Origin of the sequence: Mesorhizobium comanense, from assembly GCF_005503535.1 — a bacterium.
Classification (GTDB): Bacteria; Pseudomonadota; Alphaproteobacteria; order Rhizobiales; family Rhizobiaceae; genus Mesorhizobium; species Mesorhizobium comanense.
Genome location: NZ_SCNN01000022.1, coordinates 67,765 through 91,197, shown reverse-complemented (window position 1 = coordinate 91,197; position 23,433 = coordinate 67,765). Strand labels below are relative to the sequence as shown.

Here is a 23,433-nt window from a genome sequence, read left to right as displayed (position 1 = left end):
CAGCGAGAAAAGGAAAATCTGAAATGGCAAAGACCAGCTCAGTCGAAAAGAACAACAGGCGCCGCAAGCTTGCCGATCAGTACGGTCCCAAGCGCGCCGCGCTCAAGGCGATCATCATGGATCAGTCCAAGCCGATGGAAGAGCGTTTCCGCGCTCAGCTCAAGCTTGCCGCGCTGCCGCGCAACTCGGCCAAGATCCGCATCCGCAACCGCTGCGAAGTCACGGGCCGTCCACGGGCTTTCTATCGCAAGCTCAAAGTATCGCGTATCGCGCTGCGTGATCTCGGCAACAACGGCCAGATCCCCGGCCTGGTCAAGTCGAGCTGGTAAGGAGGACATAACATGTCATTGAGCGATCCTCTCGGCGATATGCTGACCCGCATCCGCAACGCCTACGGCCGCAAGAAGTCGAGTGTCTCGACGCCGGCCTCGCGTCTGCGCACCCGCGTCCTCGACGTGCTGAAGGCTGAAGGCTATATCCGCGACTACAGCCAGACCGACTTCGACAACGGCAAGTCCGAGATCGAAATCGAGCTGAAGTATTTCGACGGTGCTCCGGTCGTGCGTGAAATCGCGCGCGTTTCGAAGCCTGGCCGCCGCGTTTACGTTTCGGCAAAGTCGATCCCGCATGTCGCCAACGGCCTCGGCATCGCCATCCTTTCGACACCGAAGGGCGTGATGGCCGACCATGAAGCGCGTGAGCAGAATGTCGGTGGGGAAATTCTCTGCCAGATCTTCTGATCTGGCAGACCCCAGGAAGTGGCCTCCGGTTTCCGGGAGCGTTTCCGGAAACTGAGACCTGAAACAAGAGAAGTGACGAGGACAACCAGATGTCTCGTATTGGAAAGAAACCCGTTTCGCTGCCGCAGGGCGTGACCGCGTCCGTCAACGGCCAGACCGTGACGGCGAAGGGCCCCAAGGGCGAGCTGAAGTTCGTGGTGAACGACGAAGTTCTGGTCAAGATGGAAGGTAGCGAGATCGCTGTCCAGCCGCGCGACCAGTCGAAGGCGGCCCGCTCCAAGTGGGGCATGTCGCGCACGCAGATCGTCAACATCCTGCACGGCGTCAAGGACGGCTTCGAGAAGAAGCTCGAGATCACCGGCGTCGGTTATCGTGCCGCCATGCAGGGCAAGAACCTGCAGTTGGCTCTTGGCTTCAGCCATGACGTCATCTATGAGACGCCGGCTGGCGTCACGATCGCTGTGCCGAAGCCGACGGAAATCACCGTGACCGGCATCGACAAGCAGCAGGTCGGCCAGGTTGCCGCGGAGATCCGCGAGTATCGTGGTCCCGAGCCGTACAAGGGCAAGGGTGTCCGCTATGCTGGCGAGAAGATCGTCCGCAAGGAAGGCAAGAAGAAGTAGTATGCTTGGCCGAAAAGTCGCGAACTTTTCGGCCAAGAGAGTTTAACGCCGCGGGGAGCGGTCGCGGGAGGCGCTTTCGCCTACCGCATATGACGGCCCCCGTTTTCTGAAGGCAAGGAAGACTATCATGGGTACCAAGGAAGCCATTCAGCGCCGCGCGCAGCGCGTCCGCCGCCAGATCCGCAAGGTCGCGGGCGAGCGTCCGCGTCTTTCGGTTCACCGCACGTCCAAGAACATCTACGTGCAGGTCATCGACGATGCCAAGGGCCACACCATCGCCGCCGCCTCGACGCTCGAGAAGGACCTGAAGGGTTCGCTCAAGACCGGCGCCGACACGGCTGCCGCCGCCGCGATCGGCAAGCTGATCGCCGAGCGCGCCGCCAAGGCCGGCGTCAAGGAAGTCGTCTTCGACCGTGGCCCCTACATCTATCACGGCCGCGTCAAGGCGCTCGCCGAGGCAGCCCGCGAAGGTGGCCTCAGCTTCTGATGCATGATCCCGAACCGAAGGTCAGCGCAGCAAAAAGTTGCAGACTTTTCGGGTAAGATCAGGCAAAGGACAGAAATTCACCGTCGGCGACCCAAAGCGGCGCCGGCAATCAGCAACCCGTGCTTCCGGAAAAGAACAAGGAACAGGATATGGCACAGGAACGTAGAGAAGGCGGCCGCGGCCGCGAGCGTGAACGCGAAGAGCGTGACGACGGCATGGTGGACAAGCTGGTCCACATCAACCGCGTCGCCAAGGTCGTCAAGGGTGGCCGCCGCTTCGGTTTCGCCGCACTCGTCGTCGTCGGCGACCAGAAGGGCCGCGTCGGCTTCGGTCACGGCAAGGCGCGCGAAGTGCCGGAAGCCATCCGCAAGGCAACCGAATCGGCCAAGCGCGACATGATCTTCGTGCCGCTGCGCTCGGGCCGCACGCTGCATCACGACGTCGAAGGACGTTGGGGCGCTGGCCGCGTGCTGCTGCGCGCCGCCAAGCAGGGTACCGGCATCATCGCCGGCGGCCCGATGCGCGCCGTCTTCGAGACGCTCGGCATGCATGACGTGGTCGCCAAGTCGATGGGTTCGTCGAACCCGTACAACATGGTTCGCGCCACTTTCGACGCGCTGAAGAGCCAGATGCATCCCAAGGATGTGGCTGCCGCGCGCGGCATCAAGTATTCGACGCTTCAGGCCCGCCGCGGCACCGCCGTTGCGGCTGAAGAATAGTCGATCTGACCAGGGATTTTGACCATGGCCAAGAAAGCAACCAAGACCATCACCGTTGAGCAGATCGGTTCGCCGATCCGCCGCCCGAAGGAACAGCGTGCGACGCTGGTCGGCCTCGGCCTCAACAAGATGCACAAGCAGCGCACTCTGGAAGATACGCCTTCCGTGCGCGGCATGATCGCCGCCGTTCAGCATCTCGTCCGCGTTGTGGACGAGGGCTGAGCCAGAGCGCAGGAGAACTCAGATGAAACTCAACGATCTGCGTGACAAGGACGGCGCGACGCATTCCAAGAAGCGTCTGGGCCGTGGCATCGGTTCCGGCTCGGGCAAGACCGCCGGTCGCGGCGTCAAGGGTCAGAAGGCGCGCTCCGGCGTCGCCATCAACGGCTTCGAGGGTGGCCAGATGCCGCTCTATCGGCGCCTGCCCAAGCGCGGCTTCAACAACCTGTTCGCCAAGAGCTTCACGATCGTTTCGCTGGCCAAGATCCAGGCCGCGATCGACGCCAAGAAGCTCGACGCCAAGGCGACCGTGAATGCCGAGGCGCTTGTCGCCGCCGGCGTCATCCGCCGCGCCAAGGACGGCGTTCGCGTGCTGTCGGATGGCGAACTCAAGGCCAAGCTCGCCTTCGACGTCGCCGGTGCCTCCAAGGCCGCGATCGAAAAGATCGAGAAGGCTGGTGGTTCGGTCAAGCTGCCGGAACAGGCCGCTGCCGAGTAACGGCAATTTGAAGCGTGACCGGCAGGGGCGGCATTTGCTTTTGCTTCTGATCGCGCTTTGATCTGCTCAATTAGGCGGCCGCGTCAACGCGGCCGCTTGCATGTTTACAGCCCGGAGCTTATCTCGTGAGCTTCGGTGAAACGCGCCGCCTGACCTCACGGGCCATCAAGCGTTACCAAGCGGAGAATCAGGCATGGCTTCGGCTGCTGAACAACTAGCCTCGAATCTGAATTTCTCGGCCTTCGCCAAGGCGGAGGATCTGAAGAAACGAATCTGGTTCACCATCGGCGCGCTGCTCGTCTATCGCCTCGGCACCTACATACCGCTTCCCGGAATCAACCCCGACGCCTTCGCCCAGGCCTTCTCCTCGCAGAGCAAGGGCGTGCTGGGCATGTTCAACATGTTCGCCGGCGGCGCCGTGCAGCGCATGGCGATCTTTGCGCTCGGCATCATGCCCTACATCTCCGCCTCCATCATCATGCAGCTGATGACCTCGGTCATCCCGTCGCTGGAAGCGCTGAAGAAGGAAGGCGAGCAGGGCCGCAAGGTCATCAACCAGTATACGCGCTACGGCACCGTGCTTCTGGCGCTGGTACAGGCCTACGGCATTTCGGTGGGTCTGGAAGGCGGTAACGGCATCGTCAGCGATCCCGGCATGTTCTTCCGCATCTCGACCGTCGTCACGCTGGTCGGCGGCACCATGTTCCTGATGTGGCTCGGCGAACAGATCACCGCGCGCGGCATCGGCAATGGTATTTCGCTGATCATCTTCTCCGGCATCGTGGCCGGCCTGCCGCATGCCATTTCGGGCACGCTGGAACTCGGCCGCACCGGAGCGCTTTCGACCGGCCTGATCCTGGCGATCATCGTTCTGGCCATCGTCGTCATCGCGCTCATCGTGTTCTTCGAGCGCGCCCAGCGCCGTTTGCTGATCCAGTATCCGAAGCGCCAGGTCGGCAACCGGATGTTCCAGGGCGACACCTCGCATTTGCCGCTGAAGCTCAACACGTCGGGTGTCATTCCGCCGATCTTCGCGTCGTCGCTGCTGCTTTTGCCGGCCACCATCGCGGGCTTCTCGCAGACGACCAACATGCCGGCCTGGGCAAGCACCATCCTGGCTTCCCTCGGCCACGGCCAGCCGCTCTACATGGCATTCTACGCGGCGATGATCGTGTTCTTCGCCTTCTTCTACACTGCGATTGTCTTCAACCCGAAGGACACCGCCGACCAGCTCAAGAAGCATTCGGGCTTCATCCCGGGCTACCGCCCGGGCGAGCGCACCGCCGATTACATCGATTACGTTCTCACCCGCATCACCGTCATCGGCGCCATCTACCTGGTGCTGGTGTGCCTGCTGCCGGAGTTCCTGATCTCGGCGACTGGCGTACCATTCTACCTTGGTGGCACATCGCTTCTGATCGTGGTCAGTGTCACGCTCGATACGGTTGCGCAGATTCAGGGTCACCTGATCGCGCACCAGTATGAAGGCCTGATCAAGAAGTCGAAGCTGCGCGGGGGGAAGAAAGCCAGATGAGGTTGATTTTGCTTGGGCCGCCAGGAGCGGGCAAGGGGACACAAGCACAAAGACTGGTAGAAAAACACGGCATACCCCAGCTCTCGACGGGTGACATGCTGCGTGCCGCCGTCCAGGCGGGTACCGAGGTCGGCAAGCGCGCCAAGGCGGTGATGGATGCCGGCGAACTGGTGTCGGATGCCATCGTCAACGCCATCGTCGCCGAGCGCATCGACCAGGCCGACTGCGCCAAGGGGTTCATCCTCGACGGTTACCCGCGCACCCTGGTGCAGGCCGATGCGGTTGAATCGATGCTTTCCGAGCGGGGCATCGGCCTCGACACGGTCATCGAACTGGTCGTCGACGACAGGGCCCTGGTCGGCCGCATCGTCAAACGCGCCGAGGACGCCAAGGCTGCCGGCCAACCGGTCCGCAAGGACGACAATCCGGCGGTGTTCGAAGAACGCCTGCGGGAATACTACAAGAAAACCGCGCCGCTGACGGGCTACTACTACGCCAAGGGCAAGCTCAGGACTGTCGACGGCATGGCAAGCATCGACGCGGTAACCGCCGAGATCGAAGGCGTACTCACCGCCGCCGCCAAGGCGCGGTAAGCGGAAAATTAAGTTTTGGCTTGACGGCGGCGGCCCGCTGAGGTATGGCGGCCCGTCTTCCAGTCAGGCGTGAACTTTGCTTGTCCGCAAGGGCAAGGCGATGGCTTTGAACTGGAAACTCCCGCAAGGGCCGGCCTCCACCGGACGCGGGGCAATTTGAACAGCGCTGGACCTGCCTGGTTTTTCAAGGTTGGCCGGCCCATATGGAGAAGAGAAGAAGATGGCTCGTATAGCCGGCGTCAACATTCCGACCAACAAGCGCGTCGTCATCGCGCTTCAGTACATTCACGGCATTGGCAAGAAGTTCGCCCAGGAGATCGTCGACAAGGTCGGCATCCCGGCCGAGCGCCGCGTCAACCAGCTGACCGACGCGGAAGTGCTGCAGATTCGCGAAACCATCGATCGCGATTACCAGGTCGAAGGCGATCTGCGCCGCGAAGTCTCGATGAACATCAAGCGCCTGATGGACCTCGGCTGCTACCGCGGCCTGCGTCACCGCCGCTCGCTGCCGGTTCGCGGCCAGCGCACGCACACCAATGCGCGTACCCGCAAGGGCCCGGCCAAGTCGATCGCCGGCAAGAAGAAGTAATTTGGAGTGAGTAGCCGGTAGTGAGTAGTGAGAGGCGGCTTCAACGGTTGCGTCTCGTCACTACCCACTAATTCGCTACTCACTTTCTAGGTGGAGCCGCTGGCATTACGGCGGTGTAGAGATCAACTGAAAGGACTATCATGGCCAAGGAAGCCGCACGTGTTCGCCGCCGCGAACGCAAGAATATCTCGTCGGGCGTCGCCCACGTCAATTCGACCTTCAACAACACGATGATCACCATCACCGACGCGCAGGGCAACTCGATCGCCTGGTCGTCGGCCGGTGCCCAGGGCTTCAAGGGTTCGCGCAAGTCGACCCCGTTCGCCGCCCAGATGGCTGCCGAGGACGTTGCCAAGAAGGCTCAGGAGCACGGCATGCGCATGCTCGAAGTCGAGGTCTGCGGACCTGGCTCGGGTCGTGAATCTGCTCTGCGCGCCCTGCAGGCGGCCGGCTTCACCATCACTTCGATCCGTGATGTGACGCCGATCCCGCACAATGGCTGCCGCCCGCGCAAGAAGCGCCGCGTCTAATTGTCGAACGCCGCGCGAACGACGCAAGTCGTTCCTCCGCGGTATTCCAGGTCGCCCGCCACGATTGGATGGTGGCGGGTCAACGGAAGGAAAGCACCATGATCCAGAAAAATTGGCAGGAACTGATCAAGCCGAACAAGATCGAGTTCTCGTCGAAGAAGAAGACGCTGACCACGCTGGTCGCCGAGCCGCTCGAGCGCGGTTTCGGTCTCACGCTGGGCAACGCGCTGCGCCGCGTGCTTCTGTCTTCGCTGCGCGGTGCGGCCGTCACCGCCGTGCAGATCGACGGCGTTCTGCATGAATTCTCGTCGATCGCCGGCGTGCGCGAGGATGTGACCGACATCGTCCTCAACATCAAGGAAATCGCCATCCGCATGGAAGGCGACGGCCCCAAGCGCATGGTCGTGCGCAAGCAGGGCCCGGGTGCTGTTCTGGCTGGCGACATCCAGACGGTCGGCGACGTCGAGATCCTCAATCCCGACCACGTCATCTGCACGCTGGACGAAGGCGCTGAAATCCGCATGGAGTTCACCGTCGACACCGGCAAGGGCTACGTGCCGGCCGAGCGCAACCGCGCCGAGGACGCGCCGATCGGCCTGATCCCGGTCGACAGCCTGTATTCGCCGGTCAAGAAGGTCTCCTACAAGGTCGAGAACACCCGCGAGGGCCAGGTTCTCGACTACGACAAGCTGACCATGACGATCGAGACCGACGGTTCGATCTCGGGCGAGGACGCGGTCGCTTTCGCCGCCCGCATCCTGCAGGACCAGCTTGGCCTGTTCGTCAACTTCGACGAGCCGCAGAAGGAAGTCGCGGCGGAAGCCGTCACCGAGCTCGCCTTCAACCCGGCGCTGCTCAAGAAGGTCGACGAACTCGAGCTTTCGGTGCGTTCGGCCAACTGCCTGAAGAACGACAACATCGTCTATATCGGCGATCTCATCCAGAAGACCGAAGCCGAGATGCTGCGCACCCCGAACTTCGGCCGCAAGTCGTTGAACGAGATCAAGGAAGTGCTGGCGGCTATGGGCCTGCACCTCGGCATGGAAGTGCCGGATTGGCCGCCGGAGAATATCGAAGACCTCGCAAAGCGTTACGAAGACCAATATTGAGCATGAACTCCGAGGATCGGCGGCGTGAGCCGCCCGATCCGACGGTCATGCGGAAAACCATCAGAGGCCGTGGCCTCTTGAACAACTGAAGAAGGAAAAGAGCCATGCGCCACGGTTTCAAAGGCCGTCGCTTCGCCCGCAGCGTAAGCCACCGCAAGTCCATGTTCGCCAACCTCGCCGTGTCGCTGCTCGAGCACGAGCAGATCGTCACCACCCTGCCGAAGGCGAAGGACCTGCGTCCGATCGTCGAGAAGCTGGTGACGCTCGGCAAGCGCGGCGACCTGCACGCCCGCCGCCAGGTCATCGCCCAGATCGGCAATGAAGGCGTCGTCAAGCGCCTGTTCGACACCATCGCGCCGCGCTACGCCAACCGCAATGGCGGCTATCTGCGCATCATGAAGGCGGGCTTCCGCCACGGCGACAATGCCGCTATGGCCGTCATCGAGTTCGTCGATCGCGACACCTCGGCCAAGGGCGCTGGCGACCGCGCCCGCCTCGAAGCCGAAGGCACCAACGAAGAAGCCGAGGCCGCATAAGCCGCGATTTTTCGGAAAAGATCAAAGGGGCCTGCGGGCCCCTTTTTCTTGTCTGGACGCCAGGGATGGCGATGTTGTCGGCGTTTGCCTGGCACAGGCCGGGCTTTCAGGCGAAAAGTTTCGCGCCTCAGCAGCTTAGCCTTTCATTTTGCACATTCGTCGGGACAATGCGCCCGAACTCGTTTGGAGGATTCGCAATGCGCGCCAAAAGACTGTCTCTTGTTCTGCTTTGCGCAATGCTTGTGTTCGCAGCCGCGCCGGCAGCCAGGCAGGCGCTGGCCGAAGATGCCGCCAAACCCGCTGATCCGGGCCTGTCCGACGTGCTGACGGACCTGCTGCACGGCGTCGAAGGGGAGAACGGCACCTCGGGGCCTGACAAGCGCGTGCCGTTCGGCCGCGAGGAGGTACAGCTTTCCTTCGCGCCGCTGGTGAAGCAGACGGCGCCTGCCGTGGTCAACGTCTATGCCTCGCAGACCGCCAAGGTGACGTCTCCCTTCGAAGGGGATCCGTTCTTCGAGGAGTTTTTCGGCCGGGCCCAGCCGCGTGCACAGTCGTCGCTCGGTTCAGGCGTGCTCGTCGACCCGAGCGGCGTGATCGTCACCAATTTCCACGTCATCAAGAACGCCGACGAGGTCAAGGTCGCGACCGCCGACGGGCGCGAATTCACCAGCAAGGTTATGCTCAAGGACGAGACGCTTGACCTTGCCGTGCTCAAGATCGAATCCGACAAGCCGTTCCCGGTCATCGCCATCGGCGATTCTGACGCGCTCGAAGTCGGCGACCTCGTGCTGGCGATCGGCAATCCCTTCGGCGTTGGCCAGACCACCACGAGCGGCATCGTTTCGGCACTTGCCCGCAGCCATATCGGCGTCTCGGATTCGGGCTATTTCATTCAGACCGATGCGGCCATCAATCCCGGCAATTCCGGCGGCGCGCTGATCAACATGGGCGGCCAGTTGGTCGGCATCAACACCGCCATCTACAGCCGCAGCGGCGGCTCGATCGGCATCGGCTTTGCCATTCCCGCCAACATGGTGCGTGCGTTCGCCGATGCCGCCAAGGCCGGCCTCGACTTTTTCGAGCGCCCCTATATCGGCGCCGAGTTCGAGGCGGTGACGCCGCAGATCGCCGAATCGCTCGGCATGGAAAAGCCGACCGGGGCGCTGGTGTCTTCGGTCGAGGCTTCAGGCCCCGCCGGCAAGGCGGGCCTGAAGCCGGGCGATGTCGTGCTGCAGATCAACGGCAAGCCGGTCGAGAGCATCGAAGCGCTCGACTATCGCATGGCGACGCTGTCGATCGGCACCAAGGCCAATTTCGCGATCCTGACCAAGGGACAGCAGGCGGCGATGGACATCGCGCTGGAACGTGCGCCCGAGGGCGCGAAGGCAGCCGAGGTCACGCTGCACGGGCGCAGCCCGTTCTCGGGCGCCAAGGTCGCCGAATTGTCGCCGCGCCTGGCCCAGAAACTCGGCCTTCGCACCGATCTCAAGGGCGTGACGGTGATCGACATCAACCGCGATTCGCCGGCCGCCGATTTCGGGTTTCAGCCGGGCGACATCGTACGCGAGGTCAACGGCACCGCAATCGACACCGCCGCGACGCTGGCGCAGATAAGCCAGCAGGATACGCGCTGGTGGCGCTTTACGGTCGAGCGTGGCGGGCAGATACTGCGCCAGGTGTTGCGTTACTGAGTTCGGTTTCTGAAGAGATCGCGCTCCAAACCTAGAGCAGGCCGGCGTTTCACCGAAACGCCGGCCTGCTCTATATCCCTGTTTTGACGCAATTCCGGGCGGAAAACCGCTTCACACTTTTCCTGGAATTGCTCTAAGGGAAATGCATGGCCGATCTGTTCAGTGTCGATGAACCGGAAAAGGCGCCGCCGGGCAGGCCGTTGGCCGACAGGCTGCGGCCGAGAAACCTTGGCGAGGTCGTTGGCCAGGAGCATCTGACCGGTGCCGACGGGGCGTTGACCCGGTTGATCGGGTCCGGTTCGCTCGGCTCGATGATCTTCTGGGGGCCGCCAGGCACCGGCAAGACCACGGTGGCAAGGCTGCTCGCCGGCGAAACAAGCCTCGCCTTCGAGCAGATATCGGCGATTTTTTCGGGCGTTGCCGATCTGAAGAAGGTCTTTGAGGCAGCCAGACTGCGCCGCGCCAACGGCCGCCAGACGCTTCTGTTCGTGGACGAGATCCATCGCTTCAACCGTGCCCAGCAGGATTCCTTTCTGCCGGTCATGGAGGATGGAACGGTGGTTCTGGTTGGGGCCACGACCGAGAACCCGTCCTTCGAACTCAACGCGGCTCTGCTGTCGCGCGCGCGCGTCATGGTCTTTCATTCGCTTGGTGAGGAGAGCATCGCCAAGCTGATGACGCGGGCGGAGGAGACGGAGGGCAGGGCGCTGCCGCTCGACGACGAGGCGCGGACCATGCTCGTGCGTATGAGCGATGGCGATGGGCGAGCGTCGCTCACGCTCGCGGAAGAAGTCTGGCGCGCCGCCAAGCCCGGCGAGATCTTCGATGCCGAAGGCCTGCAGCGCATCGTCCAGCGCCGCGCGCCGATCTACGACAAGGGCCAGGACGGCCACTACAATCTGATCTCGGCGCTCCACAAATCCGTGCGCGGATCGGATCCAGACGCCGCGCTCTACTATCTCGCCCGCATGTTCGACGCTGGCGAAGACCCGCTCTATCTCGGCCGCCGGCTGGTGCGCATGGCGATGGAGGATATCGGTCTTGCCGATCCGCAGGCGCTGGTCGTCGCGAACGCCGCCAAGGACGCGTATGACTACCTTGGCTCGCCGGAAGGCGAACTCGCCTTCGCCGAGGCGACTGTCTATCTTGCCACCGCACCCAAATCCAATGCCGTCTATACGGCGTTCAAGGCGGCCACGCGCGCCGCCAAGGAACAGGGCTCGCTGCTGCCGCCAAAGCACATTCTCAACGCGCCGACCAAGCTGATGAAGGAGGAGGATTACGGCGCCGGCTATCGTTATGACCATGATGAGCCAGACGCCTTTTCGGGGCAGGACTATTTTCCAGAGAAAATGGGCCGTCAGACCTTCTATGATCCGCCCGAGCGTGGTTTCGAGCGCGATATCCGGAAGCGGCTCGACTACTGGGCAAAGCTGCGCAAGGAACGGGGATAACGCATTTGCGTGACCCGGTGGTTGTCACGCTGCGAGATGAGGCTTCGCCCTGGGGCGTTTCGACTTCGATCGTTCTCCATGCGCTGTTCGCCGCGCTCCTGGCGTTGATGCCCTTGCCGAAGCGGCCGAGCCGGCAGGAAGAGGAGCGTGTGTCCGTCGACATCCTGACACCCGAGCAGTTCGAGGCGTCGTTCAGGCCGCCGCCAATGGCTCCGGCTGCCCCGGCGCCGCCCGAGACGCGGGCGGCGACGCCACCGCCCGCGCCGATATCGCCCAAACCCCAACCGCCCACAGCCCCGGCGATGATCCGGCCGACAGAAATGCTGTCGGCCAAGACGCTTGCCGACCCACGTAGCCGTCAGGCGCGTGCCGATCTCAAGACCTTCGCTTCCGATGAGCGTATGGTGCAATTGTGCGACCTCGAGGCGATGGATCAGATCCGCCGCTGGCGCGCGGACTTTCAGCCGGAGCGCGTCGTGCCTTACGCAACGGCCGAGGAGAAAATCACCGGAACCACCATTGCCGCCGATGGCGCGGCTTTCCGCAGCCGCAGGAACTGGTATGGTCTGAAGTTCAGATGCCAGCTGGCCGGAGATGGCGAAAGTGTCGTCGGCTTCGAGTTTCTGGTTGGCGATCTGGTCCCAAGAGAAAAATGGGACGAACTCGGCCTGCCGGCGGTCCATTGACCTGATACCGGCAGGTTCACAAAGGCAGCCAGCCGGCCAGCATAGCGCTGGCCGTTGTGTGGTGACCCAAAAGACCTTATCAAGGCGCACGACCGGGCGGTGGTCGTTGTCGTGATTTTGGCATCACTCATTCGCAACAGGATCGCGCTTCGCGCGTGGAAAAATGACAAAGACCCTTCGCAAATCCCTCCGCAAATTCGCCATCGCCATTCCGCTTCTCGCCCTTGGCTTCTACTTCATCCCGATCCTGACGACGATCTTCATCGTCTGCGGTCTGATCGACGTGCTGCGCAACGACAGAAAGGATCTCTCGCTGTTCAGCGGTTACTTCCTCGGCAACGGGCTGTTCACCTGGCTGCTTTCACCGTTCAACCTTCTGGTCGATCTCCTGTGCTACAGAAATCCCGGCGTGTGGAAGCTGGAGCAGTTTCCCGCGGACTATCAGCGCGAGGTCAACGAAGTTCTCGACGTCTTCAAGGCACGCAAGGACGAGATCATCGCCGACATCGACGCCAATTTCGGCACTGGCCGGCGCGGCATGTATGTCTATCAATGGTACGGCAAGCACAGGATAGACAACGTCGCCGAATTCAACAAGGATTTCAAATACATAAAGACCATTGCCGTTTCCGTCTTCAGCAAACGCGAATCAACCTCCTGGCATTTCGGTCCGCTGCGGCTCAGCCTGCGCATCCTCTACAATCTGATCCCGGTGAAAGCCGAGATCTTCGTCGAATGCGGCAACGTCAAGAACTACTGGTACGACAATCCGCAGTTCATCTTCGACGACACGCTGCTGCATCGCTCGGTCAACGAATATGACGGCCGCCGCTACTGCGTGTTCATGGACATCATCAGGCCTTCCCCGTTTCCCCGCCTGATCGCAGGCATGCTCGCCGTGGTGTCGGTCAGTGTCGAACGCATCAATTCGATGTTCTACAAGAACTGGAAGATGATCGGCTCGACCAAGCCGAAGAAGGTCGAAACCACCTGAGCTGAAAAGCTGGTGAAGATGCTGCCTGAGCGGCGGATGATTTCTGGTCGAATCGACCAGAAATCATCCGGCTCTCAATCAAAGCGATTGAGCATGATGCTTGGACAAACCGGAGAAAGCCGCTTCACACTTTTCGGCATCATGCTCTAGGCCGCGCTGGCGCCTGGATCTGATTGACCCGCGACAGTTCTGTCTCCTCCGACCGGTGGCCTCGATTGACAAACAGAAACGCCTCTTACTGGCCAGCAATCTACATAGCCAGCACACTGTTGGGCGTCCTGCTGGCGATGCTCTATGTCAACCTCGAGGACCCGGTCTACTATTGGGACTTCGCGGGCTATTTCGACAGGTTCAACGAGCAAGGCGCGCTGTTGTCCAACAGTCCGGCCGAGTGGCTGAACCTGTTGCATACCTCCATCGCGACCGAAGACTACAGCCCGGCAATCCTGGTGCCCCTGCTGCCATTCTATCTGATTTTCGGCGGATCCCGGTTTTCCTACATCGCAGCGACCGTCACTGTTTACTTGGTCCCCACGGCTTTCTTCATCGCGCGGTTGAGCTATCGCGAGGCGGCTTCGGAAACGGCTTCGCCTCGGGCCTGGCTCTTCGTCTGGATCGCTGCGTTTTTCTATACGCCGTTCTGGGCTCCGTCGCTGCGCGGATTGCCCGACATTGCCGGCTGTATGGCAATTGTCGCGGCGACCTATTTTCTTTGGAAATCGAAATTCCTGACGCTCGATCCGGTCATGTCGGGAATTTGCGGGGGGGCGTATCTTTGGTTGGCGTTCATGCTGCGCCGCTGGTACGCCTATGCCGTGATCGGACTGGTGATTTCGGCGGCCTGCTTCTGTTTGCTGCAGGCGGTTAGGGAACGCAGTTTTTCTTCTCTCGGGAAAGCCGTACTTGGCGGCACTTGCGCGATGCTGGTTGTCATTGCAGCAGCGGTGACCTTCCAGCAGCCCCTGATGCTCAAGATAATGCACACCAGCTACGCCGATCTCTACGGCGGATACAGAACGGCCTTTGTCTCGCAGGTCGGCGAAGTGGGCTCCCGCCTCAGCTATGTGAACTGGCTGCTGATCGTGATCGGCCTCTGCGTTTCCCTGATGCGCCGCAACTGGTTTGCCTTGTTTTGCGCCGTCGCCTCGGTGCTGACGTTTCTGCTCTTTACGCGCACGCAGAATCCGGAGCGGCATCACTCGCTGCCGATGTTCCTGTGGCTGTTTCCGGCCTATGCCCAGGCAATCGTCGTCATGGTGTCGATGCCTGGCAGAAGGTCCCGGTGGTCGAGCATCGCCGTGACGGCTGCCGCTGTCCTCGCTTTCTGGGGCACCTTCTTTCCGGGCGGCCACAGGCTCCTGTCGCCTGTCAGCTTTGTTTTCGCGAGGGAAACCACACTTCCCCTGCGCCTCGACAACCTGCCCGAGTACAAGCGCCTGATCGACGATCTCGCCGGCAGAATGCGGCCCGAGGACCGGTTTTCGGTTTTTGCCTCAAGCCCTGTGATGAGCGACGCACTGCTCTACGAAATGAACAAGGATATTCTTCCGTTCATCAACTGGACCTGCCAGGTGGATAGCCGGGACCGGTTCCGTCCGGAAACATTGAAATCGAAATACATCGTCGCAACCGATCCGCCAGTCGTGCATCTGCAGGCGGGCGCGCAACTGTGCATCACCATTCCGGACCGGCACTTGATCCAAGGCGAGGGGTTTGGCGCCGCTTACAAGCGGGTCGCGACATACCAGCTCTCCGAAGGGGTCACGGGCTATCTCTATGAGCAGGTACGCCCGGTGTCGCGAGCCGAAATCGATGCGCTTTACGGAGAGTTCAGGACGAAATATCCGGACTGGACAACGCCCGCATGGTGACGAGCGGGCCGACTGCCGGCGTGTCCGGAGGCGCTTGTTACACCATCGTCCTATAGCGCGGCCGCGCCCCGATCCTTAAAACTCTGTGCTGCGGATATATCTAAGCAGATATAACGCCGTTGAGTTGGAAGCGACAATCGCCTTGGGAGGAAGAGGTGAGCGGACGGCAGCCGACTGGTCACCATGCGGATTTCATCCAGGCTTCCATCGCCAGCAGCGATGCGGCCCGTTCAGCGCTTGTTGCGTCCTGGCGGCGCTCGCTGACTCTGCATGGGCTTGATCCGGCAGAACGCAAGGCGCCAAGACGCCTCACCGCCGGTGAACTGAGCGAGGCCCGGCAACGCATCGAACCGCTGCTGCGCGCGGCGGACGCCAGTCTCGATCGTCTTTATCAGGCCGTTGGCGGTGTTGGCTGCTGTGTCCTGCTTGCCGATCGCGAAGGCATTCCCGTCGAACGCCGCGGTGCTGTCGCCGATGACGAGACGTTCGACGAATGGGGGCTTTGGACCGGCACGGTATGGAGCGAGGATAGCGAAGGCACGAACGGGATCGGCACCTGCCTTGCCGATCAGCGCGCGCTGACCATCCATCGCGACCAGCACTTCTTTTCGCGCAACACGCTGATGAGCTGCACGACGGCGCCGATCTATGATCATGAGGGCAACCTTGCGGCGGCGCTCGACGTGTCGTCCTGCCGGTCGGACCTGACCGAAGGCTTCGTCAACCTAATTGCCATCGCGGTCGGCGATGCGGCGCGCCGCATCGAAGCCGAGAATTTCCGCCTGGCGTTCTCGCATGCCCGAATTCTCCTGGCCCCGGTGGCCGAGCGCAGCGCCAGCGCATTGATCGCGGTCGATGCCGACGATCTCGTTGTCGGGGCGACACGCTCGGCGCGCCTCGGTCTCGGCATCACGCCGCAGGTCCTGGCCAAGGGCCTGCCAGCCGCCGACATTCTCGGCGCCTCGGCCAAGGCGGCTGAGGATCTGGACGAGGCCGAACGCGGCGTCGTTCAGCGGGCCATGGCCCGTGCCGAGGGCAACGTGTCGGCTGCCGCCGCCAATCTCGGCATTTCGCGGGCAACCTTGCACCGCAAGCTTGCCCGGTTCGGCATCCGCCGTCCGCATTGAGCTTTGAACCCGGCGACTGTCGCAGATCTGCGACAGTCCGGCTTGCCCGAGTGCCGGCACCGGGCTGACAAAGCTGGAGACGTCCGCAACTCTTGCCTCCGACGCGTCATATACCGTGACGCCATTCGGGAGGAAGATCATGAACAAGGTGGAATTTTCCCGCACGGCCAAGGTTCCCTTCGCCAAGCGCTATGACAATTACATCGGCGGCAAATGGGTCGCGCCGCATTCGGGGAAATATTTCGAGAACATATCGCCGGTGACCGGCCGGCCGCTCGGCGAGGTCGCCCGCTCCGACGCCCATGACATCGAAGCCGCGCTCGATGCCGCGCACAAAGCCAAGGACGCCTGGGGCAGGACAAGTGCCGCGGCCCGCGCCCTGATCCTCAACCGCATCGCCGATCGCATGGAAGACAATCTCGATCTGCTCGCGCTTGCCGAAACCTGGGACAATGGCAAACCTATCCGCGAGACGACCGCCGCCGATTTGCCGCTGGCCATCGACCATTTCCGCTATTTCGCCGGTGCCGTACGCGCACAGGAAGGCGGCATCTCGGAAATCGACCACGATACCGTCGCCTATCATTTCCATGAGCCGCTCGGCGTCGTCGGCCAGATCATTCCGTGGAACTTCCCGCTGCTGATGGCGGTCTGGAAGCTGGCGCCGGCACTGGCCGCCGGCAATTGCGTCGTGATCAAGCCGGCTGAGCAGACGCCAGCGACCATCATGCTGTGGGCGGACCTGATCGGCGATCTGTTGCCGGACGGCGTCCTCAACATCGTCAACGGCTTCGGCCTCGAGGCCGGCAAGCCGCTCGCCTCATCGAACCGCATCGCCAAGATCGCCTTCACGGGTGAGACCACGACGGGCAGGCTGATCTCGCAATATGCCAGCCAGAATCTCATCCCGGTGACACTGGAACTCGGCGGCAAGTCGCCAAACGTCTTCTTCCAGGACGTGACGTCGGAGGACGACGATTTCTTCGACAAGGCGATCGAAGGCTTCGTCATGTTCGCCCTCAACCAGGGCGAGGTCTGCACATGCCCGAGCCGCGCGCTGGTGCATGAGAAGATCTACGACAAGTTCATGGACAAGGCCCTGAAGCGCGTCGCCGCGATCGTCCAGGGCGATCCGCTCGACCCGGCAACCATGATCGGCGCCCAGGCATCGAGCGAACAGCTGGAAAAGATCCTGAGTTATTTCGATATCGGCCGCAAGGAAGGCGCCGAGGTGCTTGCCGGTGGCGAGCAGAACCACCTGCCCGGCGATCTGGCCGGCGGCTACTACGTCAAGCCGACCGTATTCAAGGGCAATAACAAGATGCGCATCTTCCAGGAGGAAATCTTCGGGCCGGTCGTGTCGGTGACGACCTTCAAGGACGATGACGAGGCGCTGTCGATCGCCAACGACACGCTCTACGGTCTTGGGGCGGGCATCTGGAGCCGCGACGCCAACCGCTGCTACCGCTTCGGCCGCGCCATCCAGGCCGGCCGGGTCTGGACCAACTGCTACCATGCCTATCCCGCGCATGCGGCGTTCGGCGGCTACAAGCAGTCGGGCATCGGGCGCGAGAACCACAAGATGATGCTCGACCACTATCAGCAGACCAAGAACATGCTGGTCAGCTACAGCCCCAAGAAGCTCGGCTTCTTCTGATCGCCTCCCAAGGCCGCGCATGATCCTTCCCGAAGGGTCATGCGCGCTCTACCTTCAGGACCGGCCCTTTTGCGCTACGCCCTGGTTTTCACGGAGGAGGCAGGCATGCTCGACAAGGTTTCCCTTGGAAAAGTCTCGGCAACGCCCGAGGCTGCGGCTTTTCTCGACGAGATCATCGCAGACCATGGCCCGGTCCTGTTCCACCAGTCGGGCGGCTGCTGCGACGGCTCCTCGCCAATGTGTTATCCGCGCAATGACTTCATCGTCGGCGACAACGATGTGATGCTGGGCGAGATCGGTGATACGCCTGTCTATATCAGCGCCTCGCAATATGAGGTCTGGAAGCATACGGACCTGCTCATCGACGTGGTGCCGGGCAGGGGCGGGATGTTCTCGCTCGACAATGGGCGCGAAAAGCGGTTCCTGACCCGCTCGACCGTCTGTGCCGTCCCCGAAACATCGTCGCGGGCCTGAAGGGATTGACGCCGCTCCCCTTGCGGGAGCAGTAAACGGCGATGTTCAATCTCCTTCTCGTCGTAGTTGGCGGCGGCATCGGCGCCGGCATCCGTCATCTGACCAATCTGGGCGCGCTGCGCCTCGTCGGGCCCAACTATCCCTGGGGCACGATGGTCATCAACATCGCCGGTTCCTTTGCCATGGGGCTGTTCATCGCCACCCTGGTCCGGCGCGGCGGATCGAACGAACTCAGGCTTTTTGTCGCCACCGGCATCTTTGGCGGCTTCACCACCTTCTCGGCTTTTTCGCTGGATTTCGCGACCTTGTGGGAGCGGGGCGCCACCCTGCCGGCCCTGGGATATGCGCTGGTAAGTGTCATTGGTGCCATTATCGCCTTGTTTTTGGGTCTTTGGCTCGCAAGAAGCCTGCCTTAGTGCTATTGCCGCGCCGGGAACAGGCCCCGAGTCCCGGTCGGCAAACAGGTAAGCGAAGAACTATGGCAGGCGTCGAACAGATCACGGTGGAGGCCGGCGAGGCGGGCATGCGGCTCGACCGCTGGTTCAAGACGCATTTCCCGGGCCTCGGCTTCGGCCATCTGCAGAAGCTGCTGCGCTCCGGCCAGATCCGCGTCGATGGCGGCCGGGTGAAGGCCGACACTCGCGTCGAGCCCGGCCAGATGGTCCGTGTGCCGCCGCTCGAGGTCGACAAGAAGGGCGAGAGCGCGCTGACCGGCCATTCGATTCGCAATCAGGGCGATGCCGACGTCCTGGCAAAAATGCTGATCCATGAGGATCCGAAGGTTTTCGTCTTCAACAAGCCGGCGGGGCTGGCGGTGCAGGGCGGTTCGGGCGTGACCCGCAATGTCGACGATATGCTGGAAGCCTGGCGCAACCAGAAAGGCGAGAAGCCGCGCCTTGTCCACCGGCTCGACCGCGACACGTCGGGCGTGCTGGTCGTCGCCCGCACCCGGCTCGCGGCGATGAAACTTTCCGAGTCGTTCCGGGCCCGCGAGACCAAGAAAACCTACTGGGCGCTGGTCAAGGGCGTGCCGCCCAAGCGCGAGGACAAGATCTCGACCTGGCTGATCAAGGAGCCGACCGAGGACGGCGACCGCGTGCGGGTGGCCGCGCATGGTGAAAAAGGCGCCGACCACGCTGTGTCCTACTACCGCATCATCGAGCAGGCGGCGCAGACCATGACCTGGCTGGAGATGGAGCCTTATACGGGCCGCACCCACCAGCTTCGCGTCCATGCCGCGTATATTGGCTGCCCTATCATCGGCGATCCCAAATATTTCGAGGCCGATACCAACTGGGATTTCCCCGGCGGCATTCAAAACCGCCTGCATCTGCATGCGCGCCGCATCATCATTCCGCATCCCGACAAGGGCGTCATCGATGTCACCGCGCCGATGCCGCCGCATATGCGCCAGAGCTGGAACCTGATCGGCTTTGACGAGCAGAGCGCGGAGGACTGACCTTGAGCGGGGCCACGGATGCGCTTGATCGGCGCGACGCGGTCGACATGGCCGCCGCCTCGATCATGGTGGTCCTCACCTTCTCGTGGGGGCTGAACTACGTCGCCGCCAAGATTTCCTATGCGGGCTATGACCCTGTCTTCCTGTCGATAGCCCGCTCGATCATCGGCGGCTTCTGCGTCTTTCTCTGGTGCCGCTGGCGCGGCATCGCGCTGTTCGGCCGCGACGGCACATTGCTTGCGGGCATTGCCGTGGGCGTCCTTTTCGGCATCGAGTTCCTCTGCCTCTATGTCGGCCTGGAGCACACGACCGTTGCCCGCAACACGCTGTTGGTCAACTCGATGCCGTTCTGGATGCTGGTTGGCGGCCATTTTCTGCTTGGCGAGCAGATCACGCTGCGCAAGTTCCTCGGCCTGCTGCTCGCCTTCGGCGGTCTTGCCGCCGTCTTCTCCGACAAGCTTGGCGGTGGCGGTGACATGCTGTTCGGCGATCTGCTGAGTCTCGGCTCCGGGTTTTTCTGGGCCTTGACCAACATCCTCATCAAACGGTCGAAGCTGGTCGAGGCGAGCGCCGAGAAGCTGCTGCTTTACCAACTCGCCGGCGCCGCCGTCGTCGGCATCCTCGTGATGCCGCTCGCCGGGCCGCCTGTTCGCGACCCTGCGTTGCAGCCGACACTGGCGCTGCTTTTCCAGGCGATCTACATCGTCGCCTTCACCTATGTGCTGTGGTTCTGGCTGCTGCGCCGCTATCCCGCCTCGGGCTTGTCGAGCTTCACCTTCCTGTCGCCGGTCTTCGGCGTCCTGTGCGGCGCACTGATCTTGAAGGAGCCGCTGACCATACGCATTTTTCTGGCTCTTGGCCTCATTGCCGCCGGGCTGATCATCGTGAACCGGCCGGCGCGCAAGCTGACGCCGGTATAAGAAAGATCTAGATGCGCGATATCCTCAACGATCTCGAAGCCGGAAAATTTCTGTCCGATCCCGATCCCGTGCGCCGCGCCCAGATCCAGATGAAGACGCCGCTGCCGAAGCGCTTCTACACAACCGTGTCGGTTGCTGCGGCGGCAGACGGTTTTGCGGTTCACTTGGACGGCAAGCCGGTGCGCACCCCGGGCAAGGCCTTGCTCGCACTGCCGACCGGCACGGCGGCGTCGCTGGTTGCCGAGGAGTTCGCCGCCCAGGGTGAAACCATCGATCCGGTAACCATGCCGGTGATGCGCCTGGTCAACACCGCGCTCGACGGGGTCGCCGTCGATCCGCAGGCGGTGCTGGAGGACATATTGCGTTTTGCGTCGTCTGACCTGCTCTGCTACCGCGCCGATGCGCCGCAAGGGCTGGTCGAGCGACAGAACCAGCAATGGGATCCGGTGCTCGACTGGGCACGTACCGCCCTTGGCGCGCGCTTCAACCTTGCCGAGGGGATCATCCATGTCGAGCAGCCGCGTGAGACCATCGCGGTGCTGGGCGCTCATCTTGGCCAGCGCGCCCAGCCGTTGCGCCTTGCCGCCATTCACGTGATGACCTCGCTGACCGGTTCGGCCCTGTTGGCGCTGGCCGTGGATTTCGGCGAGCTTGACGGGGAGGCGGCCTGGGCCGCCGGTCACGTCGACGAGGACTGGCAGATCGAACATTGGGGACAGGATGCCGAGGCCGTCGCGCGCCGGTCCGCCCGCAAACGCGACATGATGGCCGCCGTGGCCTTGCTCGAGGCGCTCAAGGCCTGATCGGCACGGCAACGATCCGGCATACCGCACCGCACCTAATACCAAAGTCATAATCCCAAAGGCGCTCTGCCGTCGGCGGGCGCTTTCTGTCATTTTTTTCGTGATGGCTCGGCATTCGAGTCCGCGTTCGGAGGAGAGCGCGGGCATCGGCCCACGGCATCGAGGACAGGGTCTCACGGGAGGACAACTCAATGGCAATTGCATCGACCGCCGGCGGAGAGAGCCGCGGCATGACGCGGGAGGAGAAGAAGGTCATCTTCGCGTCCTCGCTGGGCGCGGTTTTCGAATGGTATGATTTTTATCTCTATGGCGCGTTGGCGGGCGCGATCGGCTTGACCTTCTTCAACGCGTTTCCCGAAAGCACGCGCTACATCTTCACGCTGCTGGTTTTCGCCGCCGGCTTCATCGTGCGCCCGTTCGGTGCGCTGGTGTTCGGCCGTATCGGCGACCTCGTCGGCCGCAAATATACATTCCTTGTCACCATCCTGATCATGGGCCTTTCGACCTTCCTGGTCGGCCTGCTTCCCGGTTCGGAGAGCTGGGGCATCGCCGCGCCCATCCTGCTGATCGCACTGCGCATGCTGCAGGGCCTTGCGCTTGGCGGCGAGTATGGCGGGGCGGCGACCTATGTCGCCGAACATGCGCCGGATGATCGCCGTGGCTTCTACACCTCGTGGATCCAGACAACGGCGACACTGGGTCTCTTCCTGTCGCTCATCGTCATCCTGATCGTGCAGAATTCCTTGAGCAAGGATGCTTTCGCCGCCTGGGGCTGGCGCATTCCGTTCCTGGTCTCGGCCATCCTGCTCGGCATATCGGTCTGGATCCGGCTGTCGCTCTCGGAATCGCCGACTTTCAAGCGCATGAAGGAAGAAGGCAAGGGCTCCAAGGCGCCGCTCTCGGAAGCCTTCGGCCAATGGAAAAACGCCAAGATCGCGATCCTGGCGCTGTTCGGTCTCACCGCCGGTCAGGCTGTGGTGTGGTACAATGGCCAGTTCTATGCGCTGTTCTTTCTGGCCAATGTGCTCAAGGTCGATGCCCAATCGGTCAACATCATGATCGCCATTGCGCTGGCGCTCGGCACCGGCTTCTTCGTCTTCTTCGGCTGGCTGTCCGACAAGATCGGCCGCAAGCCGATCATCATGGCCGGCCTCGCCCTGGCGATCGTCACCACCTTCCCGCTGTTCAAGGCGCTGACCTGGGCCGCCAATCCGGCGCTCGCCACCGCGCAGCAGAACACGCGTGCCACGGTGACCGCGGCGCCGGGAGATTGCGGGTTCCAGTTCAATCCGACCGGAACACGCGTCCCCACGACCTCGTGTGACATAGCAACCGATTTCCTTTCGAAGAACTCGGTGCCCTATGACATCGTCTCGACGGCGGCGGCGGGGACCGCGGCCACTGTCAAGATCGGCAGCGAAACCGTGCCGTCCTATGATGCTGCGACCGCCGGCGACAAGAAGGCTGCAAGCGATGCTGCTTTCAAGAAGGCGATCAACATCTCGCTTCAGGATGGCGGCTATCCGCTGAAGCGCGCTGCTTCCAAGGTCGCCGACCAGAAGCTCGACGCCTTTGTCGCGGCCAATCCCGAACTGAAGCTCGACGCGGCGGCTATCCGCGCCGGCGAAAAGACCACGGTGCCGGCCGAGCAGGCGATCAAGGACAAGGTGCTGACCAAGGACGAAGCCGCCGGCGCCCCCGAAATCACCGTCTACAGTGTTCCGGCATCGGGTGCGTTCTCGATGTTCGCTGACCCCGCCCAGGTCAACTGGGCAAAGGTCATCGGCATCCTGTTCATCCTGGTTCTCTACGTGACCATGGTCTACGGGCCGATCGCGGCGATCCTGGTCGAGATGTTCCCGACCCGCATCCGATACAGCGGCATGTCGCTGCCCTATCACATCGGCAATGGCTGGTTCGGTGGCCTGCTGCCCGCGATCGTGTTCGCGTTCAGCGCCTACAAGGGCGATATCTACTATGGCCTTTGGTACCCGGTGGTGATTGCGGCTATGACGCTGGTCATCGGCATGATCTTCGTCAAGGATACGCTTGGCACGGATCTGCACGCCAAGGAGTAGCCGACCCATCATCGGCAAAAAATCAGGCCCGGCGTGATCGC

26 protein-coding genes are annotated in these 23,433 nt (G+C 62.4%); all 26 read left to right on the top strand.

What is annotated here, in order from left to right; translation table 11 throughout:
* The first annotated feature begins 23 nt into the window (after positions 1-23).
* The 26 genes from rpsN to FFS37_RS28160 all read left to right on the top strand — a co-directional run bounded on the left by rpsN (position 24) and on the right by FFS37_RS28160 (position 23,392).
* The gene (gene rpsN / locus FFS37_RS28285) at positions 24-329 is read left to right on the top strand and encodes a 30S ribosomal protein S14 (RefSeq protein ID WP_137934268.1); all 306 of its coding nucleotides are present in this window, start codon (positions 24-26) and stop codon (positions 327-329) included.
* A 12-nt stretch (positions 330-341) separates the two neighbouring features.
* Positions 342-740, top strand: a complete 399-nt coding sequence (gene rpsH, locus FFS37_RS28280; protein ID WP_006205453.1) for a 30S ribosomal protein S8 — start codon at positions 342-344, stop codon at positions 738-740.
* Between the two features lie 89 nt (positions 741-829).
* The gene (rplF, locus tag FFS37_RS28275) at positions 830-1,363 is read left to right on the top strand and encodes a 50S ribosomal protein L6 (protein ID WP_137934267.1); all 534 of its coding nucleotides are present in this window, start codon (positions 830-832) and stop codon (positions 1,361-1,363) included.
* A gap of 127 nt (positions 1,364-1,490) precedes the next feature.
* A complete protein-coding gene (rplR, locus tag FFS37_RS28270) occupies positions 1,491-1,850 on the top strand; it encodes a 50S ribosomal protein L18 (protein ID WP_137934266.1) in 360 nt (119 codons plus the stop codon).
* 149 nt (positions 1,851-1,999) lie between these two features.
* Positions 2,000-2,569: a 30S ribosomal protein S5 gene (rpsE, locus tag FFS37_RS28265; protein ID WP_027046810.1), complete on the top strand. Its 570-nt coding sequence runs from the start codon at positions 2,000-2,002 to the stop codon at positions 2,567-2,569.
* A 24-nt stretch (positions 2,570-2,593) separates the two neighbouring features.
* Entirely contained in the window at positions 2,594-2,791 is a 198-nt protein-coding gene (gene rpmD / locus FFS37_RS28260) for a 50S ribosomal protein L30 (RefSeq protein WP_006205449.1), read from the top strand.
* 22 nt (positions 2,792-2,813) lie between these two features.
* On the top strand, positions 2,814-3,287 hold the full coding sequence (gene rplO / locus FFS37_RS28255; protein ID WP_137934265.1) for a 50S ribosomal protein L15: 474 nt from the start codon (positions 2,814-2,816) through the stop codon (positions 3,285-3,287).
* Between the two features lie 193 nt (positions 3,288-3,480).
* Positions 3,481-4,821, top strand: coding sequence for a preprotein translocase subunit SecY (secY, locus tag FFS37_RS28250; protein WP_137934264.1), 1,341 nt, complete (start codon positions 3,481-3,483; stop codon positions 4,819-4,821).
* Entirely contained in the window at positions 4,818-5,414 is a 597-nt protein-coding gene (locus FFS37_RS28245; protein ID WP_137934263.1) for an adenylate kinase, read from the top strand. The genes secY and FFS37_RS28245 overlap by 4 nt, the downstream gene beginning before the upstream one ends.
* Positions 5,415-5,634: 220 nt before the next feature.
* The gene (rpsM, locus tag FFS37_RS28240; RefSeq protein WP_006205445.1) at positions 5,635-6,003 is read left to right on the top strand and encodes a 30S ribosomal protein S13; all 369 of its coding nucleotides are present in this window, start codon (positions 5,635-5,637) and stop codon (positions 6,001-6,003) included.
* A gap of 140 nt (positions 6,004-6,143) precedes the next feature.
* Positions 6,144-6,533 (top strand): 30S ribosomal protein S11, encoded by a 390-nt coding sequence (gene rpsK, locus FFS37_RS28235; RefSeq protein WP_006205444.1) that lies wholly within the window; start codon positions 6,144-6,146, stop codon positions 6,531-6,533.
* 98 nt (positions 6,534-6,631) lie between these two features.
* Positions 6,632-7,642: a DNA-directed RNA polymerase subunit alpha gene (locus FFS37_RS28230; RefSeq protein ID WP_006205443.1), complete on the top strand. Its 1,011-nt coding sequence runs from the start codon at positions 6,632-6,634 to the stop codon at positions 7,640-7,642.
* Between the two features lie 104 nt (positions 7,643-7,746).
* Positions 7,747-8,178, top strand: a complete 432-nt coding sequence (gene rplQ / locus FFS37_RS28225) for a 50S ribosomal protein L17 (RefSeq protein ID WP_137934262.1) — start codon at positions 7,747-7,749, stop codon at positions 8,176-8,178.
* A gap of 197 nt (positions 8,179-8,375) precedes the next feature.
* Positions 8,376-9,869, top strand: coding sequence for a DegQ family serine endoprotease (locus FFS37_RS28220; RefSeq protein WP_137934261.1), 1,494 nt, complete (start codon positions 8,376-8,378; stop codon positions 9,867-9,869).
* Between the two features lie 146 nt (positions 9,870-10,015).
* The gene (locus FFS37_RS28215) at positions 10,016-11,323 is read left to right on the top strand and encodes a replication-associated recombination protein A (RefSeq protein WP_137934260.1); all 1,308 of its coding nucleotides are present in this window, start codon (positions 10,016-10,018) and stop codon (positions 11,321-11,323) included.
* A gap of 5 nt (positions 11,324-11,328) precedes the next feature.
* A complete protein-coding gene (locus tag FFS37_RS36215) occupies positions 11,329-12,009 on the top strand; it encodes a DUF930 domain-containing protein (RefSeq protein ID WP_232375794.1) in 681 nt (226 codons plus the stop codon).
* A gap of 163 nt (positions 12,010-12,172) precedes the next feature.
* Positions 12,173-13,003, top strand: a complete 831-nt coding sequence (locus FFS37_RS28205) for an aspartyl/asparaginyl beta-hydroxylase domain-containing protein (RefSeq protein WP_137934259.1) — start codon at positions 12,173-12,175, stop codon at positions 13,001-13,003.
* A gap of 215 nt (positions 13,004-13,218) precedes the next feature.
* Positions 13,219-14,874 carry a hypothetical protein gene (locus FFS37_RS28200; protein WP_137934258.1) on the top strand — a complete coding sequence of 552 codons (1,656 nt, stop codon included), beginning with the start codon at positions 13,219-13,221 and terminating at the stop codon, positions 14,872-14,874.
* Between the two features lie 155 nt (positions 14,875-15,029).
* The gene (locus tag FFS37_RS28195) at positions 15,030-16,001 is read left to right on the top strand and encodes a GAF domain-containing protein (protein ID WP_137934257.1); all 972 of its coding nucleotides are present in this window, start codon (positions 15,030-15,032) and stop codon (positions 15,999-16,001) included.
* Positions 16,002-16,140: 139 nt separating this feature from the next.
* Positions 16,141-17,658, top strand: a complete 1,518-nt coding sequence (adh, locus tag FFS37_RS28190; protein ID WP_137934256.1) for an aldehyde dehydrogenase — start codon at positions 16,141-16,143, stop codon at positions 17,656-17,658.
* 105 nt (positions 17,659-17,763) lie between these two features.
* Entirely contained in the window at positions 17,764-18,132 is a 369-nt protein-coding gene (locus tag FFS37_RS28185; RefSeq protein ID WP_137934255.1) for a DUF779 domain-containing protein, read from the top strand.
* Positions 18,133-18,173: 41 nt separating this feature from the next.
* Positions 18,174-18,548: a fluoride efflux transporter CrcB gene (crcB, locus tag FFS37_RS28180; protein ID WP_137934254.1), complete on the top strand. Its 375-nt coding sequence runs from the start codon at positions 18,174-18,176 to the stop codon at positions 18,546-18,548.
* Between the two features lie 62 nt (positions 18,549-18,610).
* Positions 18,611-19,591, top strand: coding sequence for an RluA family pseudouridine synthase (locus FFS37_RS28175; protein ID WP_137934253.1), 981 nt, complete (start codon positions 18,611-18,613; stop codon positions 19,589-19,591).
* A gap of 47 nt (positions 19,592-19,638) precedes the next feature.
* Complete coding sequence (locus tag FFS37_RS28170; protein WP_171026458.1) at positions 19,639-20,511, top strand: DMT family transporter; 873 nt, start codon at positions 19,639-19,641, stop codon at positions 20,509-20,511.
* 11 nt (positions 20,512-20,522) lie between these two features.
* A complete protein-coding gene (locus tag FFS37_RS28165) occupies positions 20,523-21,314 on the top strand; it encodes an ATP12 family chaperone protein (protein WP_137934251.1) in 792 nt (263 codons plus the stop codon).
* Between the two features lie 191 nt (positions 21,315-21,505).
* On the top strand, positions 21,506-23,392 hold the full coding sequence (locus FFS37_RS28160; protein WP_137934250.1) for an MFS transporter: 1,887 nt from the start codon (positions 21,506-21,508) through the stop codon (positions 23,390-23,392).
* Positions 23,393-23,433 lie beyond the last annotated feature (41 nt).